The sequence below is a fragment of the Streptomyces sp. DH37 genome, assembly GCF_029813835.1.
In the GTDB taxonomy this organism is placed as follows: Bacteria; Actinomycetota; Actinomycetes; order Streptomycetales; family Streptomycetaceae; genus Streptomyces.
In genome coordinates this window covers 41,153-59,612 of sequence record NZ_JARVKV010000020.1, presented here as the reverse complement: position 1 = coordinate 59,612, position 18,460 = coordinate 41,153, and the positions used below count along the sequence as shown (strand labels likewise).

The window sequence follows — 18,460 nt, the reverse complement described above, 5'->3', positions numbered from 1 at the left end:
GCGGTCCACCGGACGGGCGGCGGTCAGCCGCCGGCGGCCACCGGCTCCCGGCGGCTGGCCTTCACCTTCTCCGCGAGTCCGCGCGGGCTGGTCAGGAAGCCCCAGCCCCACGACATGTGCATGGTGGCCAGCGCCAGCGGGATCCGTACCCGCGCCCCCGGCGGGAGTCCCCGGCCCGCCGGGACCGAGCCCGCGGTGATCGCCGCCAGATAGCCGGCCGGGACGACCAGGGCCCACGGCGTGAGCAGCGCGCCCGCCACCAGGCCCGCCCCGATGGCCAGTACGGCGGCCGGCGGGGCCAGGTAGCGCAGGTTGATCGAGCCCGAGTGGTAGCGGGCCACCACGTGCCGCCAGCGCCCGTAGTTGCGGTACTGCTTGGCCAGCGCGCGGACGTTCGGCCGCGGGCGGTAGGAGACCAGCAGCTCCGGCGAGAACCAGATCAGCCCGCCCGCCTGGCGGATGCGGAAGTTCAGCTCCCAGTCCTGCGCCCGGATGAACTCCTCGTTGTAACCGCCCTGCTGCTCCAGCACCTCGCGGCGGAAGACGCCCAGGTAGACGGTCTCGGCCTCGCCCGCCTCGCCACCGGTGTGGAACGCCGCGTTCCCCACCCCGATCCTGGAGGTCATGGCGGCGGCGACCGCGCGCTCCCAGTCGTTCTCGCCCTCGGCGTGCATGATGCCGCCGACGTTGGCCGCGCCGGTCTCCTCCAGCAGCCGCACGGCGGTCGCGATGTAGTTCGGCGAGAGCATCCCGTGTCCGTCCACCCGTACCACGATCGGGTGGCGGGAGGCGGCGATGGCCGCGTTGAGTCCCGCGGGGGTGCGGCCGGTGGGGTTGGGCACGGTGCGCACCCGCGGGTCCTCGCGGACCAGCTCGGCGGCGATCTCGTCGGTGCGGTCCTCCGAGGGACCGAGCGCGATCACGACCTCCAGCTCGCCGGCGTAGTCCTGCTCCAGGATGTGCCGCACGGAGCTGCGCAGATACCGCTCCTCGTTGAGCACCGGCATGATCACGGAGACCGCGGGCGGCGCCGCGGCCGGGGAGGGGGGTTCGACAGGAGAGCTCACCGGGTCACGGTACCGCGATCGGGTGACCCGCTCACACGGCAGCCGGGTGGCCGCGGGCGGCGGGCGGCGTGGGACGCCCGGTCCGTAGATCGTATGGGCCTATGTTGGCCGCTTCCTGGCCCCCACCGCCACGGAGGTGCTTCTCCGATGCCCGCACGGTCCCGTCAGCGCGGTCGCCACGCCCGTCCCCGGCCGAAGCGCCGGGGTCTGTCCCGCTGGGGCACGCGGACGGCGACGGCCGTCTCGGCGATGGTGCTGGTGGCCAGCGGCATCGGCCACGCGGTGGTCTCCGGGCTGGACGGCCGGCTGGAACGGGTGGACCCCTTCCACGGGCTCAGCCACCGCCCTCAGAACGGCGACGGCACCAACTTCCTGGTCGTGGGCACCGACGACCGCGACACCGTCACCGAGGAGGAGCGGCAGCGGTACTCCCTCGGCGGCGCCCCCTGCAACTGCACCGACACGATCATGCTGGTGCACCTCTCCGCCGACCGCGACCGGGCCAGCGTGGTGAGCATCCCCCGCGACTCGTACACCGAGTTCCCCGAGCACACCGATCCCCTCACCGGCGAGCGCCGCACGGACCGCACCGGGAAGATCAACGCCGCCTACTCCCTGGGCGGTCCGCACCTGACCGTCCGCACCGTCGAGAAGATGACGGGGGTGCGCGTCGACCACTACCTGGAGGTCGACTTCACCAGCTTCATGCGGACCGTCGACGCCCTGGGCGGCGTCCCGGTGTGCACCACCCGGCCGCTCCGCGACAGCCGCAGCGGCCTCGACCTGCCCGCCGGCACCACCCGGCTCGACGGCGGCCGGGCCCTGCAGTACGTCCGCGCCCGGCACGTCGACGCCGAGGGCGACCTCGGCCGCATCAAGCGCCAGCAGCGCTTCCTGGCCTCCGTGATCGACGAGGTGACCGAGAGCGGGGCGCTGATGAACCCCGCCCGGCTCAGCCGGGTCGCCTCGGCGCTGCTCGGCTCGGTCCGCGCCGACCGGGACTTCGGCACCCACGAACTGCTCACCCTGGGGCGGGCGATGCGCGGATTCACGGCGGCCTCCTCGGAGTTCGCCTCGGTGCCCATCGACGACCCCGACCACAGCGTGCCCGGCGTCGGCTCGACCGTGACCTGGGACGAGGAGGGGGCCGGGAAGCTGTTCGGGGCGCTGCGCCAGGACCGGCCGCTGTCGCCCGGCACCGCGGCGGGCGCGGGGCACGGCGGGGGACACGACGGGAAGGACGGCGGGAAGGGCGGCGGGGAGCACGGTGGGGAGCACGGTGGGAAGAACCTGGACGAGGAGCCGGGCGCGGCGGAGCGGCGGCGCGGAGCCGGGCCGTCCGGTCCCCTGCCGGTCGAGGTGGCCCCGGGGAGGATCCGGGTGCAGGTCGAGAACGGCACACCGGTCGCCGCCCTCGGCGCGCGCGTGGACCGCGAGCTGCGCGCCACCGGCTTCGACACCACCGGCGCCCCGCGCGGATCGAAGCGCCAGGACGTACGGCGGACGGTCATCCGCCACGACCCCGAATGGGACCGCTCGGCGCGCGCCCTGGCCGCCGCGCTGCCCGGCGCGCGGCTGAAAGCCGTGAAGGGCCAGGGGCGGGTGATGGAGGTCGTCCTCGGCTCCGACCACCGCGAGGTGCTGCGGGTGCGTCACGCGCCCGAGCCCAGCCCGACGCCGGAGGCGGAGGAGTCCGGGAAGCCCGCGAAGCCCGAGGGGCCCGGGAGGTCCGAGGGGGCCGGGAAGCCCGGGAAGCCCGGGGAGGGGGTCCCGGGAGCGGTCACGGGCGACGAGGTCGCCTGCCCGTGACCGCGGGCCCGGAGCCGTACGCGGCGCCGGGCCCGCGGTCACCGGGCGGCGGGTCGTCAGTCGTCGGTCATGCCCTCGGCCGCCCGCCGGTCGCGCAGCTCCTTGATGGCGCGGCGCCGGGCGAGCCGGTGCGTGCGCCGGATCTGCGCCTCCTGCCAGCGGCGCTTGTCGCGCTCGGACTCGGGGACCACCTGCGGCACGGGCCGCGGCCGGCCGTTCTCGTCGACCGCCGTGAAGACCAGGTAGGCGGAGGCGACCTGGGTGGCGGGCGCGGACTCGTTCCAGCGCTCGGCCAGCACGCGCACGCCGACCTCCATCGACGACCGTCCGGTCCAGTTGACCTGGGCCTTCACATGGACCAGATCGCCCACCCGGACCGGCTCCAGGAAGACCATCTCGTCCATCGAGGCCGTGACCGCCGGCCCCTCCGAGTGCCGCCCGGCGACCGCGCCCGCCGCGTCGTCGACCAGTTTCATGATCACGCCGCCGTGGACGGTGCCGAGGAGGTTGGTGTCGTTCCCCGTCATGATGTGGGACAGGGTGGTGCGGGACGCAGCGGTGGGCTTGCCCGGCAGTTCGTGCTGGGGGGCCTGGGCCTGAGTGGTCATGCTTCCACCCTAAGCGGCCCGTCCCGGGCGGAACCGGGTGGCCCGGTGTGATCCTCCGCGGTACCGGCCGGGCCGCCCGCGGTCCGGCCGGTACCGCAATGCATCAGCTCTGCAACAGCCGCGCTCCTGTTTCGCCCCCCTGTCTATGGCGCACCCGCCCGGAGAAGGCACACTGCCTCCCATGACTGACTGGCCCAACAGCGGCGGCGTCGGCCCGCGCCCGGACCCCACCCGCGCCATGCCGACGCCCAGACGCGGTGACGACTACGGCGGCGGCGGATACGGCGGCGGCCACGCGAGCTACGACTCCGGCTACAACACGGGCCAGGTCTACGCCGGTTCCGGTTACGGAGGCGGCGGCCAGGGCGTCCCCGGCCACGCGGGGCCCGGCCCCGCCGGCGCGCGTCCCGCACCGGACTGGGGCCGCCGGGTCAAGGTGGGGCTCGTCACGCTGCTCGTCGTGCTCCTGGTGTGGTCGGTCGGCACGTACTTCTGGGCCGACTCCAAGCTGCGCCGGGAGGTCGACCTGAGCACGGTGATGGACCGCCCGGAGAAGGGCGAGGGCACCACGTACCTCATCGTCGGCTCCGACAGCCGGGAGGGCCTGTCGGAGGAGGACAGGAAGAACCTCCACACCGGCTCGGCGGAGGGCAAGCGCACCGACTCCATGATCCTGCTGCACGTGGGCCCCGAGGGGAACACGATGGTCTCCCTGCCCCGCGACTCCTGGGTCACCATCCCGGAGTTCAAGGGCTCCGAGAGCGGCAAGACCTTCCCCTCCCCCGGCGCGCGCAAGCTCAACGCGTCCTACTCCATGGACGGCGCCACGCTGCTGGTCCGCACCGTCGAGTACAACACCGGCCTGCGCATCGACCACTACGCGGAGATAGGCTTCGGCGGCTTCGCCGAGATCGTGGACGCGCTCGGCGGCGTGGAGATGGACATCCCGCGCGACATCAAGGACAAGAACTCCGGCGCCGACTTCAAGAAGGGCCGTCAGACCCTCGACGGCGCCCAGGCCCTGGCCTTCGTCCGCAACCGCTACGAGGCGGGCAGCGACCTGGAGCGGACCAAGAACCAGCAGAAGTTCCTCTCGGCCCTGGCCGACCAGGCCGCCACCCCCTCCACGATCATCAACCCCTTCACGCTCTACCCGACGCTGGGCGCGGGCCTGGACACCCTGATCGTGGACGAGGACATGGGCCTGTTCGACCTCGCCTCGATGTTCTGGGCGATGAAGGGCGTCTCGGGCGGCGAGGGCGTCTCGATGAACATGCCGATAGCGGGCTCCGCCCCGCAGGGCTCGCTCAGGTGGGACATGGCGAGGGTCAAGCAGCTCGTCGGTCAGCTGAAGAACGGCGAGAAGGTCACGGTCAGGGCCGACTGAATCCCGCCCCGCGGGGAAGGCCGACACCATGGCCATGTGACGCGGAGGCCCCGGACCCCCGGTCCGGGGCCTCCGTGCGTCCCCCGCGCGCCGTGCGTCCCCCGCGCGCCGGGAGGAGACGGGGCGGGGGGAAGCGGGACCGGGGGAATCGAGGCCGGGGAAGCGGCGAGCCGCGCGGGGGCGGAAAGGGCCGGGGGCACCCCGGAGGGTGCCCCTGGCTGCGGACGCGGTGCGGAAGGCGCCTTACGGCAGGTTGCGGGCCATGACGATCCGCTGGACCTGGTTGGTGCCCTCGTAGATCTGGGTGATCTTGGCGTCGCGCATCATGCGCTCGACCGGGTAGTCGCGGGTGTAGCCGTAGCCGCCCAGGAGCTGCACCGCGTCCGTGGTGATCTCCATGGCGGCGTCCGAGGCGTAGCACTTGGCGGCGGCGCCGTAGAAGGTGAGGTCCTCGGCCCGGCCGTCGGCGCCGAGGGTGACGCGCTCGGAGCGGGCGGCGGCGGCGTAGGTGAGCTGGCGGGCGGCCTCCAGCTTCATCGCCATGTCGGCGAGCATGAACTGCACGCCCTGGAAGTCGCCGATAGGCTTGCCGAACTGCTTGCGCTCGGCGACGTAGCCCTTGGCGTAGTCCAGCGCGCCCTGGGCGATGCCGAGCGCCTGGGCGGCGATGGTGATGCGGGTGTGGTCCAGGGTCTTCATCGCGGTGGCGAAGCCGGTGCCCTCCTCGCCGATCATGCGGTCGGCGGGGATGCGGACGTTGTCGAAGTAGACCTCGCGGGTCGGGGAGCCCTTGATGCCGAGCTTCTTCTCCGGGGCGCCGAAGGAGACGCCCTCGTCGCCCTTCTCCACGACGAAGGCGGAGATGCCCTTGGAGCGCTTCTCGGGGTCGGTGACGGCCATCACCGTGTAGTACTCGCTGACGCCGGCGTTGGTGATCCAGCGCTTGACGCCGTTGAGGACCCAGGAGTCGCCGTCGCGCACGGCGCGGGTCTTCATGCCCGCGGCGTCCGAGCCGGCGTCCGGCTCGGAGAGGCAGTAGGAGAACATCGCGTCGCCCTTGGCCAGGGGCGCGAGGTACTTCCGCTTCAGCTCCTCGGAGCCGGAGAGGACCACCGGGAGGGAGCCGAGCTTGTTGACGGCCGGGATCAGGGAGGACGAGGCGCAGACGCGGGCGACCTCCTCGATCACGATGACGGTCGCCAGCGCGTCGGCGCCCGCGCCGCCGTAGGACTCGGGCACGTGGATGGCGTGCAGGTCGTTGGCGACCAGCGCGTCCAGGGCCTCCTGGGGGAAGCGGCCCTGCTCGTCCACCTCGGCGGCGAAGGGCGCGATCTTCGCCTCGGCGAGCGAGCGCACCGATTCGCGGAGCATCTCGTGCTCCTCCGACGGCCGGTAGAGGTCGAAGTCGGTCGATCCCGCCACGGTGTCTCACTCCCTGGGTGCGCTGCTGCTAACTACCGTTAAGTAACACAATTCTAGTGGTCCGCCCTCGTCAGGGGTACATGAGTTTGCCGACACCTCCCGCGCACTGCCCCCGGTCAGCCCCGACGGCGGCCGGATATGCTCGCGGACAGCAGCTCGCCCGCATCCCAGGAGCAGTCCATGGCCCTCAGAATCACCGTGATCGGCACCGGCTACCTCGGCGCGACGCACGCCGCCGCCATGGCCGAGCTGGGGTTCGAGGTGCTGGGCCTGGACGTGGTGCCCGAGAAGGTCGAGACGCTGTCCGCCGGGCGGGTGCCGTTCTACGAGCCGGGTCTGGAGGAGCTGCTGCGCCGCCATGTCGCCGGGGTGGAGGGCTCGACGGGGCGGCTGCGCTTCACCACCTCCTGGGAGGAGGTGGGCGCGTTCGGCGACGTCCACTTCGTCTGCGTGAACACCCCCCAGAAGCAGGGCGAGTACGCGTGTGACATGTCCTACGTGGACAGCGCCGTCGACTCGCTGGCCCCGCACCTGGCCCGGCCCGCCCTGGTGGTGGGCAAGTCCACGGTGCCCGTGGGCAGCGCGGACCGGCTGGCCCGGCGGCTGGCGGAGCTGGCCCCGGCGGGCGGGGCCGCGGAGCTGGCGTGGAACCCGGAGTTCCTGCGCGAGGGCTTCGCCGTCGAGGACACCCTGCGCCCGGACCGCATCGTGGTGGGGGTGCGCTCCGAGCGCGCCGAGGAGCTGCTGCGCGAGGTGTACGCGAAGCCGGTGGCGGACGGCTCGCCGTTCGTCGTCACCGACTTCCCGACGGCCGAGCTGGTGAAGACCGCCGCCAACTCCTTCCTGGCCACCAAGATCTCGTTCATCAACGCCATGGCCGAGGTCTGCGAGGCGGCCGGCGGCGACGTGGTGAAGCTGGCGGAGGCGATCGGGCACGACGACCGGATCGGCCGGAAGTTCCTGCGCGCCGGGATCGGCTTCGGCGGCGGCTGCCTGCCCAAGGACATCCGCGCGTTCATGGCGCGGGCGGGCGAGCTGGGCGCCGACCAGGCGCTGACCTTCCTGCGCGAGGTGGACTCGATCAACATGCGCCGCCGCTCCCACATGGTGGAGCTGGCCCGCGAGACGGTCGGCGGCGCCTTCCTGGGACGGCGTGTGGCGGTGCTGGGCGCGACCTTCAAGCCGGACTCCGACGACGTACGGGACTCGCCGGCGCTGAACGTCGCCGGGCAGGTCCACCTCCAGGGCGGACAGGTCATGGTCTACGACCCCAAGGGGATGGAGAACGCCCGGCGCGTCTTCCCCACCCTGGGGTACGCCGGCAGCGCGCTGGAGGCGGTGCGCGGGGCGGACGTGGTGCTGCACCTGACGGAGTGGCGCGAGTTCCGGGAGCTGGATCCGGAGGTGCTGGGCGAGGCCGCCGCGCACAAGCGCATCCTGGACGGCCGCAACACCCTGGACCCGGCCCTGTGGCGCAAGGCGGGCTGGTCCTTCCGCGCGCTGGGCCGCCCGACGGCGTAGCCCCCGCCGGATCCCGGAGCCCGCCGGATCCCGGTCCTCCCGGCGCCGGGCCGCTTCCGGGCCGCTTCCAGGCCACTTCCGTGCCTGGGTCCCTCAGCTCGTGGACGACCGCCGTGCGCGGTACGTCCGCATCTTCGCCCGGCTGCCGCAGACGGCCATGGTGCACCAGCGCCTGCGGCCGGCCGGGCTCCTGTCGTAGTACGCCCAGCGGCAGTCGGGCGCCTCGCACACCTTGAGGCGGGGCCAGGTGCCGTCGGCCGCCGCGAGGGCGACGGCCGCGGCCACCCGGGCGGTGAGCGCGGCGGCGCCGGCGAGGTCCCCGGCCGGCCGGAGCGTCGCCGCCCCCTCCCCGTCGAGGACGAGGGCCAGGTGGGCGCGGCGCAGCAGCGCGGCCAGTCCGGCCGCCGTCTCCTCGGGCACCCGTGCGCCGGTGTTGTGCGCCAGGCAGACGGCGCGCAGGCCCTCGCGCAGCCCGATGACGTCCGGCAGGTCCTGTTTGGCGGGCACCGGTCCGGTCAACCCGTGGTCGTGCGCGAACGCGGCGAGACCGGCCGTGGTGGCGAGGGCGTCGGTGCCCTCCTCCACGTCCAGGGTGTTGATCAGATCCCGTACCAGGCGGAGTCCCGGCGGTGTGGGATCCCGCTCCTCGGGCTGTTCCACCTCTGCCACGTTACCGGTCTTGCCCCGTTACCGGCAGAGCGCCATGATGAGGTAACTCGTTACCGGTTGGAGCCCTTAACAGGTAACGAGCCGGGAAGGCACGGCACAGGGAGGAAGCACCATGGCCATCACCACGCTGCGGGACGTCGTCGTACTGGACTGCCCGGACGCCGGGAAGCTCGCCGACTTCTACGCGCGGATGCTGGGCGGGAAGGTCGAGGGCGAGGGCGAGTGGGTGGAGGTGACGTTCGAGTCGGGCGCCCTGAGCGGCCGGACCCTGGCCTTCCAGGAGGCCCCCGGGCACGTGCCGCCGGAGTGGCCGAGCGCCGAGCACTCGCAGCAGTTCCACCTCGACCTCTACGTGCCCCGCGAGGAGATGGACGCGGCCGGGCGCGAGGTGCTGGAACTGGGGGCGGAACTCCTCCGGGGCGACGAGGACGGAAGCGACTTCCGCGTCTACCGGGACCCGGCGGGACACCCCTTCTGCCTCTGCGCCGGCTGATCGGACCGCGCGGACACGGGGGAACAGCGGAAGAGACGGGCGGGGCAGGAGGTGTGTGAACACCCCTGCCCCGCCCGCCTCACGGCTGACGTCGGGCTCCGTCCGGCCCGCCGGCCGGACGGGAGACCCGGTCAGGTCCTCAGATGCTGACGCCGTGGGCCCGCAGGTAGGCCAGCGGGTCGATGTCCGAGCCGTAGCCGGGGGCGGTACGGATCTCGAAGTGCAGGTGCGGACCGGTGCTGTTGCCGGTGGAGCCGACGGCGCCGATCTGCTGGCCGGTGCTGACCTGCTGGCCGGCGCTGACCGACAGCGAGGACAGGTGGCCGTACTGGCTGTACCTGCCGTCCTCGTGGCGGATGACGACCTGGTTGCCGTACGCGCCGCCCCAGCCGGCGGAGACCACGGTGCCGTTGGTGACGGCCTTCACCGGGGTGCCGGAGGCGGCGGCGAAGTCCTCACCGGTGTGGCCGTTGGACCAGCGGGCGCCCGAGGCCTTGTAGGAGCCGGACGGGGAGGCGTTCACCGGAGCGGTGTAGCCGGTGACCGAGCCCCGGTCGCTGCGGTCGGCGCGCTCGGCCGACTGCTGCACGGTCTTCTCGGCCTTCGGAGCCGGCTTGGCCTCGGCCTTCGGGGCGGCCTCGGGCTTCGGGGCGGCCTCGGGCTTGGCGGCGGCCTTCTGCTGGGTGGCGGCGCCGCCCAGGGTGAGCTCCTGACCCGGGAAGATCAGGTTCGGGTTGCCGCCGATGACCTGGCGGTTGTCCTCGTAGACGCGCTCCCAGCCGCCCTCGACGCCCTGGGCGTCGGCGATCTTGAAGAGGGTGTCGCCGCTGACGACCTCGTAGGAGGTGGTCTTGCCGGCGGCGGGGCTCTGGGCGCGCTCACCGCGGTCCGCGCGCTGCGGCGCGGCCTTCGGCTCGCTCTTCTGCTGCTCCGGCTGGGCCTCGGCCTTCGGAGCGGCGGCCGGGGCCTGCTCCTTCTGCTCGGTCGGGTTGCTCGAGCCGTCGGGGGAGACGGCCGGGGCGGGACCGCCCTTGGTCAGGCCGGCCTTGACCGAGCACACCGGCCAGGCGCCCGGACCCTGCCCCGCCAGCACCTTCTCGGCGATGGCTATCTGCTGGTCCTTGGTGGCGAGGTCGGCACGCGGCGCGTACTCGGTGCCGCCGAAGGCGGCCCAGGTGCTCTGCGTGAACTGCAGGCCGCCGTAGAAGCCGTTACCGGTGTTGATGCTCCAGTTGCCCGTGCTCTCGCACTGGGCGACCTTGTCCCAGGTGTCGACGGAGGCGGCGTTGGCCCCGCCGGCGGCGACCAGGGGAAGGGCCATGCCGGCGCCGCCCACGGAGATGGCCAGCGACAGGCGGGTGAGGCGGCTGTTACGGATACGACGGTGACGTCCGCGTGCGGACATAGGTGTGCTCCTCTCCTACGCCTGCGAGGTGAGCTGTCGGGTTCGGGCTGGAGTTGCCCGGCCATGTGAGCCACGGCACTCGGCCGTGGCATGGCTTCACCCCAAGCCGTCCCGCGTGGATCCGGGACGGCGACTTACCTTGGGTCCCCCGCTCCTGCCATCGGGTGGTGTGGATGGTCCAGCCCGCCGCCGTTGACAGGATTCGGCGTTCGACAGCGGGCCGCCGCACGTTCGTGCGGCGCGACCAGAACGGTAGACATATCGTTTCCGCCGAAACAAGCCGATGGGTCACAGGACGCCCGTTTCGAAGGCTTTGATGATCGGCTGATTGTCACCGTCTGCTGCGTTCACCTCTCGAACAGTGGCGGATTCTCCCCCTGACGGCTGCTCAGTTCCGCCCGCTGCCAGGGGCGATGACGCAGAAGGCCCTCCGCCGGTACGGAGCGCGACGCACCGGGGAGGGCCGACTCGTGAGTTGTGTCACGAGGAGGTGAAGGAGGCTATCCGTCGAGCTGCTCGATGGTGGCGATGGACGGACCGCGCCGGGTCTGCTCGTGGCGGGCGACCGCCTCCGCGTCGCGGAGCACGCGCACCGCGTTCTTCCAGGTGAGCTTGGCGATGTCGGCCTCGGACCAGCGACGGTCGAGCAACTCGGCCACCAGGTTGGGATATCCGGACACATCGCTCAGATCGGACGGGGTGAAGGCCGTTCCGTCGAAGTCGCCGCCGATGCCGACGTGGTCGATGCCGGCGACCTCGCGCATGTGGTCCAGATGGTCGGCCACCGTCGCCGCCGTCGCCTCGGGGCGCGGGTTGGCCTCCTCGTACGCGCGCTGGACCGCCAGGCCCTTCTCGCTTCCGTCCAGGGGGTGAAGGCCGTGTGCACGCATGTTCTCGTCGGCGGCCTCGGTCCAGGCGACGGCGGCGGGCAGGACGAACTTCGGCACGAATGTGGCCATCGCCACACCGCCGTTGACCGGAAGCCGCTCCAGCACGTCGTCGGGGATGTTGCGCGGGTGGTCGCACACCGCGCGGGCGGAGGAGTGCGAGAAGACCACGGGCGCCGTCGTCACGCGCAGGGCGTCGCGCATGGTGGCGGGCGCCACATGGGAGAGGTCCACCAGCATCCCCAGCCGGTTCATCTCCCGTACGACCTCCTCGCCGAAGCGGGTCAGCCCGTCGTGGCGGGGGGCGTCGGTGGCCGAGTCCGCCCAGTCGATGGTGTCGTTGTGGGTGAGGGTCATGTAGCGCACGCCCAGGCGGTGGAGGGCCCGCAGGGTGGCGAGGGAGTTGTTGATGGAGTGGCCGCCCTCGGCGCCCATCAGCGAGGCGATGCGGCCCTCGGCGCGGGCGGCCTCCATGTCGTCGGCGGTGAAGGCGAGCCGGAGGTCGGCCGGGTGGCGGTCGGCCAGCCGCCGCACCACGTCGATCTGCTCCAGACAGGCGCTGACGGCGGCGTCGCCGGTCAGGTCGGTGCGCACGTAGACCGACCAGAACTGCGCGCCCACCCCGCCCGCGCGCAGCCGCGGGATGTCGGTGTGCAGATGGGCCGACTGGTCGCCGGCGATGTCGCGCCGGTCGATGTCGTACGCCACCTGCTCGCGCAGCGCCCACGGCAGGTCGTTGTGGCCGTCGGCGACGGGGTGGGTCTCCAGCAGCGCCCGGGCCCGCTCCAGCAGCTCGGCGGTGTGGCCCATCTCACCTTCCCCCGAAGCCGAAGCCCGCGCGGCCCGCGGCGACCTTCCCGCGCAGCCGCCGGCCCTTCTCCTGGGCCTGCTCCCTCAGCTCCGCCTGGAAGTGCTCCATGCGCTCCCGCAGCTCCTCGTCGTGGACCGCCAGGATCCGCACCGCCAGCAGCCCGGCGTTGCGCGCGCCGCCGACCGAGACGGTGGCGACCGGAACCCCGGCGGGCATCTGGACGATGGACAGCAGGGAGTCCATGCCGTCCAGGTGCCGCAGCGGCACGGGGACGCCGATCACCGGCAGCGGGGTGACGGAGGCGAGCATGCCCGGCAGGTGGGCCGCTCCCCCGGCGCCCGCGATGACCGCCTTCAGACCGCGTCCGGCCGCCTCGTCGCCGTAGGCGATCATCTCGTGCGGCATGCGGTGGGCGGAGACGACGTCGACCTCGTAGGGGACCTCGAACTCGTCCAGGGCCTCGGCCGCGGCCTCCATGACGGGCCAGTCGGAGTCGGAGCCCATCACGATGCCCACGGCGGGGCGGGAGCCCCCGGCGGGGGCGGCGGACTGGGGGGAGCTGCTCATTCGGTGATGGTCCCTCGCAGATAGCCGGCGGCGTGGGCGGCGCGCTCACGGACGTCCGCCAGGTCGTCGCCGTAGGTGTTGACGTGGCCGACCTTGCGGCCGGGCTTCACGTCCTTGCCGTACATGTGGATCTTCAGCCGCGGATCGCGGGCCATGCAGTGCAGGTAGCCCTGGTACATGTCGGGGTAGTCGCCGCCGAGCACGTTGGCCATCACCGTCCACGGCGCGCGCGGGCGCGGGTCGCCGAGCGGGAGGTCGAGCACGGCCCGCAGGTGGTTGGCGAACTGGGAGGTGACCGCGCCGTCCTGGGTCCAGTGGCCGCTGTTGTGGGGGCGCATGGCCAGCTCGTTGACCAGGACGCGGCCGTCGCGGGTCTCGAACAGCTCCACCGCCAGGTGCCCGACGACCCCGAGCTCCCCCGCGATCGTCAGCGCCATCTCCTGGGCGTGCGCCGACAGCTCCGGCGACAGGCCGGGCGCCGGGGCGATCACGGTGTCGCAGACGCCGTTCACCTGGATCGACTCCACCACCGGGTACGCCACGGCCTGGCCGTGCGGGGAGCGCACCACGTTGGCCGCCAGCTCGCGGACGTAGTCGACCTTCTCCTCGGCCAGCACCGGGACGCCCGCGCGGAAGGGGTCGGCGGCCTCGGCCTCGGAGGCCACGACCCACACGCCCTTGCCGTCGTAGCCGCCGCGGACGGTCTTGAGGACGACCGGCCAGCCGTCCCCCTCCCGTGCGGCTCCGTCCCGCGCCGCCCCTTCCCGCGCGAACCGGGTGACGTCCGCCGGATCCGTCACGATGCGGTGGCGGGGGCACGGCACGCCGATCTCGGTGAGACGCGCCCGCATCACCCCCTTGTCCTGTGCGTGCACCAGCGCGTCGGGGCCGGGCCGCACCGGGATGCCCTCCGCCTCCAGGACGCGCAGGTGCTCGGTGGGCACGTGCTCGTGGTCGAAGGTGATCACGTCGCACCCGCGGGCGAAGTCACGCAGGGTGTCCAGATCGCGGTAGTCGCCCACGACGACGTCGCGGACCACCTGGGCCGCCGAGTCCTGCGGGGTGTCACTGAGCAGCTTGAACCTGATGCCGAGGGGGATGCCCGCCTCGTGCGTCATCCGCGCGAGCTGACCCCCGCCCACCATGCCGATCACAGGAAATGTCACGTCCGTAGCCTATCGGCCGGACGGCGGGTACCCGGCGCGGTGCGGGGCCGTGGTTAGCATGGCGGACCAGGACGCGACGGCGGGCCCCGCGGGGCCGCGCGAGAGCCGAGAGAACGGGGCGAGTGGATCACTATGGGTGAACGGCACGCACTGCGCTCCCGGCTGCTGCGGCTGCGGCGCGAGCTGGCCAAGTTCGGGACGGTGGGCGCCTTCGGCTTCCTCGTCAACGTGGCCGTCTTCAACCTCTGCATCCACGGCCTGGGCCTGGCCCCGGTGCGGTCGGGGGTGATAGCCACCGCGGTCGCCATCGGGACCAACTACCTGGGCAACCGCTACTGGACCTACCGGCACACCGACAAGAGCCGGATGCACCGCGAGGCCGGCCTGTTCATGCTGTTCAGCGGCATCGGCCTGGTGATCGAGAACGGCGCCCTGGCGATCTCGCACTACGGGTTGGGCCTCGACTCGCCGCTGGCCGACAACATCGCCAAGAACGTCGTCGGCCTCGGTGCCGCCACCGTCTTCCGCTTCTGGGCGTACCGCACCTGGGTCTTCCGCGGGGAGGTGCGGGCGCGCGAGGGGGCCGGGACGCGCGCCGCCTCAATCCCCCGCCGCCGGCTCGTCGGCCTCGCGGCTGAGGAAGAGCGCGAAGACCGGCGGGCGCTGCTGAAGTAGCTCCAGCCGCCCCCCGTCGGCCTCCGCCAGGTCGCGGGCGACGGCCAGTCCCAGACCCGTGGAGTTGCGCCCGCTGACCGTGCGCTCGAAGACCCGCGCCCCCAGTTCCGGATCGACGCCCGGCCCCTCGTCCGTCACCTCGACCACGACCTGGTTCCCGGCGATGCGGGTGCGCAGGGCGACCGCGCCGTCACCGTGCATCAGGGCGTTCTCGATGAGCGTGGCCAGCACCTGCGCCACCGCGCCCGGAGTCCCCACCGCCCGCAGGCCCTGGCGGCCGGAGCGGACGATGGCCCGGCCCGCCTTGCGGTACGCCGGACGCCACTCCTCGATCTGCTGCTTGACCACCTCGTCCAGGTCGAAGCCCACGGCCGAGCCCGAACGCGGGTCGCGCGAGTTCGTCAGCAGCCGCTGCACCACGTCGGTCAGCCGCTCCACCTGCGCGAGCCCGATCAGCGCCTCCTCCCTGATGGTGGAGGCGGCGGTCCTGTCGGTGGCCGAGGAGGCGCCGGAGGCGCCGGCGGTGCCGGCCGAATCGGCGGGGTCGACGGAATCAGCCGCCGCGACGATCTCCTCCAGCCGCATGGACAGCGCGGTCAGCGGGGTGCGGAGCTGGTGGGAGGCGTCCGCGGCCAGCCGCCGCTCGGCGGTGAGCATCCGGGCGATCCGCTCGGCGCTGGCGTCCAGCACGTCCGCCACCCGGTCGAGCTCGGGCACTCCGTAGCGCCGGTGGCGGGGGCGCGGGTCGCCGGAGCCGAGCCGCTCGGCGGTCTCGGCGAGGTCGGTGAGAGGGGCCGCGACGCGGCGGGCCTGCCGCACGGCCAGGAGCACCGCCGCTATCACCGCCAGCAGCGCCACGGCCAGGATGATCGCCAGGGTCCGGCCCACCTCCTCGCGGACCCGGTCGTCGTCCTGCTGGACGGTGACGGCGACCTTGCCCGGCTCGCGCGCGCGTCCCTCGATGGCGCCCGCGCCGGGGCGCTCGCCCAGCTCGATGGGGGGCCGTCCGGGCAGCTCGATGCGGACGTAGCGGTCCTGCGGGACCTGGGAGCGCATGGACGCCGCGGTCACGCTCTCCTCCGCGACCAGGCGGCTCTCGACGACCGAGACCAGCCGTGCGGCGTCGGAGCGGACGCTCTCGTGGGCGCTCTCCTCGATGGTGCGGGTCTCGACGATGACCAGGGAGACCCCGAAGACCGCGATCACGACGAGGACCACGGCCAGCGTGGAGTTGATCAGACGTCTGCGCATGGCCGGCGCCAGCCCTTCGGGATCTCGCGGTGCTCGGTGCTTCGGTGCTCGGTGCTTCGGTGCTCGGTGCTTCGGTGCTTCCGTGCGGACCCGCGCGGGGCCCGCGGCCGTCAGTCCTTCTCGAAGCGGAAGCCGACGCCGCGGACCGTGGCGATGTAGCGGGGGTTGGCCGCGTCGTCGCCGAGCTTCTTGCGCAGCCAGGAGATGTGCATGTCGAGGGTCTTGGTCGACGACCACCAGGTGGTGTCCCAGACCTCGCGCATGAGCTGGTCGCGGGTGACGACGCGGCCGGCGTCGCGCACCAGCACCCGCAGCAGGTCGAACTCCTTCGCCGTGAGCTGGAGCTCCTCGTCCCCCATCCACGCCCGGTGGGACTCGACGTCGATGCGCACGCCGTGGGTGGCGGCGGGCTGGACGGGCTCGACGGCGCCGCGCCGCAGCAGGGCCCGCACCCGGGCGAGCAGCTCGGCCAGCCGGAACGGCTTGGTGACGTAGTCGTCGGCGCCCGCGTCCAGGCCGACGACCGTGTCCACCTCGTCGGCGCGCGCGGTCAGCACCAGGACGGGGAAGGTGTGCCCCTCGGTGCGCAGCCGGCGGCAGACCTCCAGTCCGTCCATGCCGGGCAGGCCGAGGTCGAGCACGACCAGGTCGATGTCCCCGTGCTGTCCGGCGTCGAGCGCGCTGGGGCCGTCCTCGCGCACCTCGACCTCGTACCCTTCGCGGCGCAGGGCTCGGGCCAGCGGCTCCGAGATGGAGGCGTCATCCTCGGCGAGCAGTACTCGGGTCATGGCCCGATGGTAGACCTCGCGGCGGCGGCCCCGGCGGTCCGCGCGGAACCGGAGCGAACCCCGCCGCGGTTCCCGGCGACCCGTGTGACATGCGCCTCTTCCCCCCTGTCGTCCGCCGGGAGCACGAGGTGCGGTGGCGTACCCTGACCGAGGCGTTGTCCGGAATCGGCGGCTCCGGGCGCAGTCGGGCGCCGGGGCCTCTTCGCCGAGGAGCCCCGTACGGAGGCTGTCCCGGAAGCCGGCCCGTCCGGCCCCACCCCGGGCCCGGACGTACGACGGCGCCGCAGGAACTGTCGGCCAGGACCGGGCACGCGCGGACGGGGGCGCGGAGCACGGAGCCGACCACCCGCCCGGGCGCGTACCCACCACATCGTGCGCGTCCCGACCGAGCAAGGAACCATCACCATGGCGTCCAGCCTGACGAAGGACTCCGTCGGCACCACCGACAAGACCTTCTTCGGCCACCCCCGCGGTCTGGCCACTCTCTTCATGACGGAGATGTGGGAGCGCTTCTCCTGGTACGGAATGCGCGCCATCCTCGTCCTCTACCTGATCGCGGGCGTCCTCGAGGGTCCCCTCGCGGGCCGTGAGGCCCTCGCCGCGGCGATCTACGGCGTCTACAACGCCGTCGTCTACATGGCCGCCATGCCCGGCGGCTGGGTCGCCGACCGCCTGTGGGGCGCCCGCAAGGCGGTCCTGGTCGGCGGCATCGTCATCGCCCTGGGCCACTACACGCTGGCGATCCCGTCCGACGTGGCGTTCTTCGTCGGCCTCGGCCTGATCGCGGTCGGCACCGGCCTGCTCAAGCCGAACATCTCGGCGATGGTCGGCGGCCTCTACGAGGGCCAGTCCGGCGCCCGCCGCGACGCCGGCTTCACGATCTTCTACATGTCGATCAACATCGGCGCCATGTTCGCGCCGCTGGTGGTCGGCTACCTGGGCGAGAACGTCAACTGGCACCTGGGCTTCGCCGTCGCCGGCGTCGGCATGACCATGGCCGTGATCCAGTACGTGCTGGGCGGCCGCTACCTCGGCGACGTCGGCCGCCACCCCGGCACCCCGGCCTCGCCGGAGGAGAAGCGCGCCGTGCTGCGCAAGGTCGGCCTGTGGACCGGCCTGGCCGTCGCCGCGCTGGCCCTGGACCTGGCGATGGGCACGTACGACATCGAGCACATCGTCAACTTCCTGGCCGTCCTCGGCGTCGTCGTCCCCGTCCTGTACTTCGCCTCGATGTACCGGAACCCGGAGCTGACCGAGGGGGACCGCCCCCGCGTCAAGGCGTTCGTGTGGTTCTTCGTCACCGCCGTGCTGTTCTGGATGATCTACGACCAGTCCGGCTCGCTGCTGACGATCTTCGCGAACAACGACACCGACCGCATGATCGGCGGCTGGGAGTTCCCGGCCTCGTGGTTCCAGTCGGTCAACCCGGTCATGATCATCGTCCTGGCGCCGCTCTTCGCGAGCCTGTGGGTGTGGCTGGCCAGGCGCAACAGCGAGCCCAGCGCCCCGATGAAGTTCGCCCTGGCCATGCTGCTCATCGGCGGTTCCTTCGGCCTGATGGGCCTGGCGGGCGCCGCCGCGGCGAACAGCGAGACCGGCAAGGTCACCGTCTTCTGGCTGCTGGGCGTGTACCTGCTGCAGACCCTCGGCGAGCTGTGCCTGTCCCCGGTCGGCCTGTCGCTGTCGACGAAGCTGGCCCCCAAGCAGTTCGTCGGCCAGATCATGGGCCTGTGGTTCCTCGCCACCGCCACCGGCAACGCCCTCAACGGCTGGGCGACCCAGCTCAACGAGCCGATGGGCGACGCCGCGTACTACACCATGTGGGGCGTGGTCGCCGTGGCCGCGGGCTTCGCCTTCATGACGGCCGGCAAGCGGATCCGCGCCCTGATGAGCGGCGTGAAGTAACGCTCCGGGCGTCAAGGCCCCACCGCACG

The 18,460-nt window shown here is 72.8% G+C and carries 16 protein-coding genes and 1 riboswitch; of the genes, 6 read left to right on the top strand and 10 right to left on the bottom strand.

From position 1 onward, the window contains the following. Positions 1–23: 23 nt before the first annotated feature. Entirely contained in the window at positions 24–1,067 is a 1,044-nt protein-coding gene (locus QC029_RS13080) for a glycosyltransferase family 2 protein (RefSeq protein ID WP_279555794.1), read from the bottom strand. A gap of 147 nt (positions 1,068–1,214) precedes the next feature. On the opposite strand from QC029_RS13080, the gene QC029_RS13075 reads away from it, so the two are divergent. Next, positions 1,215–2,876 carry an LCP family protein gene (locus tag QC029_RS13075; protein WP_279555793.1) on the top strand — a complete coding sequence of 554 codons (1,662 nt, stop codon included), beginning with the start codon at positions 1,215–1,217 and terminating at the stop codon, positions 2,874–2,876. Between the two features lie 56 nt (positions 2,877–2,932). Here the strand turns inward: QC029_RS13075 and QC029_RS13070 are convergent, their stop codons facing one another. Next, a complete protein-coding gene (locus QC029_RS13070; RefSeq protein WP_279555792.1) occupies positions 2,933–3,484 on the bottom strand; it encodes an acyl-CoA thioesterase in 552 nt (183 codons plus the stop codon). A gap of 238 nt (positions 3,485–3,722) precedes the next feature. Between QC029_RS13070 and QC029_RS13065 the strand changes: the two genes are divergently transcribed. Further along, entirely contained in the window at positions 3,723–4,871 is a 1,149-nt protein-coding gene (locus QC029_RS13065) for an LCP family protein (RefSeq protein ID WP_279555816.1), read from the top strand. A 243-nt stretch (positions 4,872–5,114) separates the two neighbouring features. On the opposite strand, the gene QC029_RS13060 is transcribed toward QC029_RS13065, so the two are convergent. Beyond that, positions 5,115–6,293: an acyl-CoA dehydrogenase gene (locus tag QC029_RS13060; RefSeq protein ID WP_279555791.1), complete on the bottom strand. Its 1,179-nt coding sequence runs from the start codon at positions 6,291–6,293 to the stop codon at positions 5,115–5,117. A gap of 180 nt (positions 6,294–6,473) precedes the next feature. Between QC029_RS13060 and QC029_RS13055 the strand changes: the two genes are divergently transcribed. After that, on the top strand, positions 6,474–7,814 hold the full coding sequence (locus tag QC029_RS13055) for a UDP-glucose/GDP-mannose dehydrogenase family protein (protein WP_279555790.1): 1,341 nt from the start codon (positions 6,474–6,476) through the stop codon (positions 7,812–7,814). 93 nt (positions 7,815–7,907) lie between these two features. On the opposite strand, the gene QC029_RS13050 is transcribed toward QC029_RS13055, so the two are convergent. Then, a complete protein-coding gene (locus tag QC029_RS13050; RefSeq protein WP_279555789.1) occupies positions 7,908–8,474 on the bottom strand; it encodes a CGNR zinc finger domain-containing protein in 567 nt (188 codons plus the stop codon). Positions 8,475–8,595: 121 nt separating this feature from the next. Here QC029_RS13050 and QC029_RS13045 point away from each other — a divergent pair, with 121 nt between their 5' ends. Then, a complete protein-coding gene (locus tag QC029_RS13045) occupies positions 8,596–8,976 on the top strand; it encodes a VOC family protein (protein WP_279555788.1) in 381 nt (126 codons plus the stop codon). A 139-nt stretch (positions 8,977–9,115) separates the two neighbouring features. Here QC029_RS13045 and QC029_RS13040 read toward each other — a convergent pair whose 3' ends face one another. From QC029_RS13040 to QC029_RS13025, 4 genes are all read right to left on the bottom strand, one after another. Further along, positions 9,116–10,381, bottom strand: a complete 1,266-nt coding sequence (locus QC029_RS13040; RefSeq protein WP_279555787.1) for a transglycosylase family protein — start codon at positions 10,379–10,381, stop codon at positions 9,116–9,118. A gap of 3 nt (positions 10,382–10,384) precedes the next feature. Then, positions 10,385–10,599: riboswitch (cyclic di-AMP (ydaO/yuaA leader) on the bottom strand. 282 nt (positions 10,600–10,881) lie between these two features. Then, complete coding sequence (locus tag QC029_RS13035; protein ID WP_279555786.1) at positions 10,882–12,078, bottom strand: dipeptidase; 1,197 nt, start codon at positions 12,076–12,078, stop codon at positions 10,882–10,884. A gap of 1 nt (position 12,079) precedes the next feature. After that, positions 12,080–12,646, bottom strand: a complete 567-nt coding sequence (purE, locus tag QC029_RS13030) for a 5-(carboxyamino)imidazole ribonucleotide mutase (RefSeq protein ID WP_279555785.1) — start codon at positions 12,644–12,646, stop codon at positions 12,080–12,082. Next, positions 12,643–13,812, bottom strand: a complete 1,170-nt coding sequence (locus QC029_RS13025; protein WP_279555784.1) for a 5-(carboxyamino)imidazole ribonucleotide synthase — start codon at positions 13,810–13,812, stop codon at positions 12,643–12,645. The genes purE and QC029_RS13025 overlap by 4 nt, the downstream gene beginning before the upstream one ends. Positions 13,813–13,944: 132 nt before the next feature. Between QC029_RS13025 and QC029_RS13020 the strand changes: the two genes are divergently transcribed. After that, complete coding sequence (locus QC029_RS13020; protein WP_279555783.1) at positions 13,945–14,487, top strand: GtrA family protein; 543 nt, start codon at positions 13,945–13,947, stop codon at positions 14,485–14,487. On the opposite strand, the gene QC029_RS13015 is transcribed toward QC029_RS13020, so the two are convergent. Both QC029_RS13015 and QC029_RS13010 read right to left on the bottom strand, forming a co-directional pair. Further along, positions 14,413–15,738 carry an ATP-binding protein gene (locus QC029_RS13015; protein WP_279555782.1) on the bottom strand — a complete coding sequence of 442 codons (1,326 nt, stop codon included), beginning with the start codon at positions 15,736–15,738 and terminating at the stop codon, positions 14,413–14,415. The two genes, QC029_RS13020 and QC029_RS13015, sit on opposite strands and share 75 nt — an antisense overlap. A gap of 110 nt (positions 15,739–15,848) precedes the next feature. Then, a complete protein-coding gene (locus tag QC029_RS13010) occupies positions 15,849–16,526 on the bottom strand; it encodes a response regulator transcription factor (protein ID WP_279555781.1) in 678 nt (225 codons plus the stop codon). 405 nt (positions 16,527–16,931) lie between these two features. Here QC029_RS13010 and QC029_RS13005 point away from each other — a divergent pair, with 405 nt between their 5' ends. Continuing rightward, on the top strand, positions 16,932–18,431 hold the full coding sequence (locus QC029_RS13005) for a peptide MFS transporter (RefSeq protein WP_279555780.1): 1,500 nt from the start codon (positions 16,932–16,934) through the stop codon (positions 18,429–18,431). The last annotated feature ends 29 nt before the right edge of the window (positions 18,432–18,460 follow it).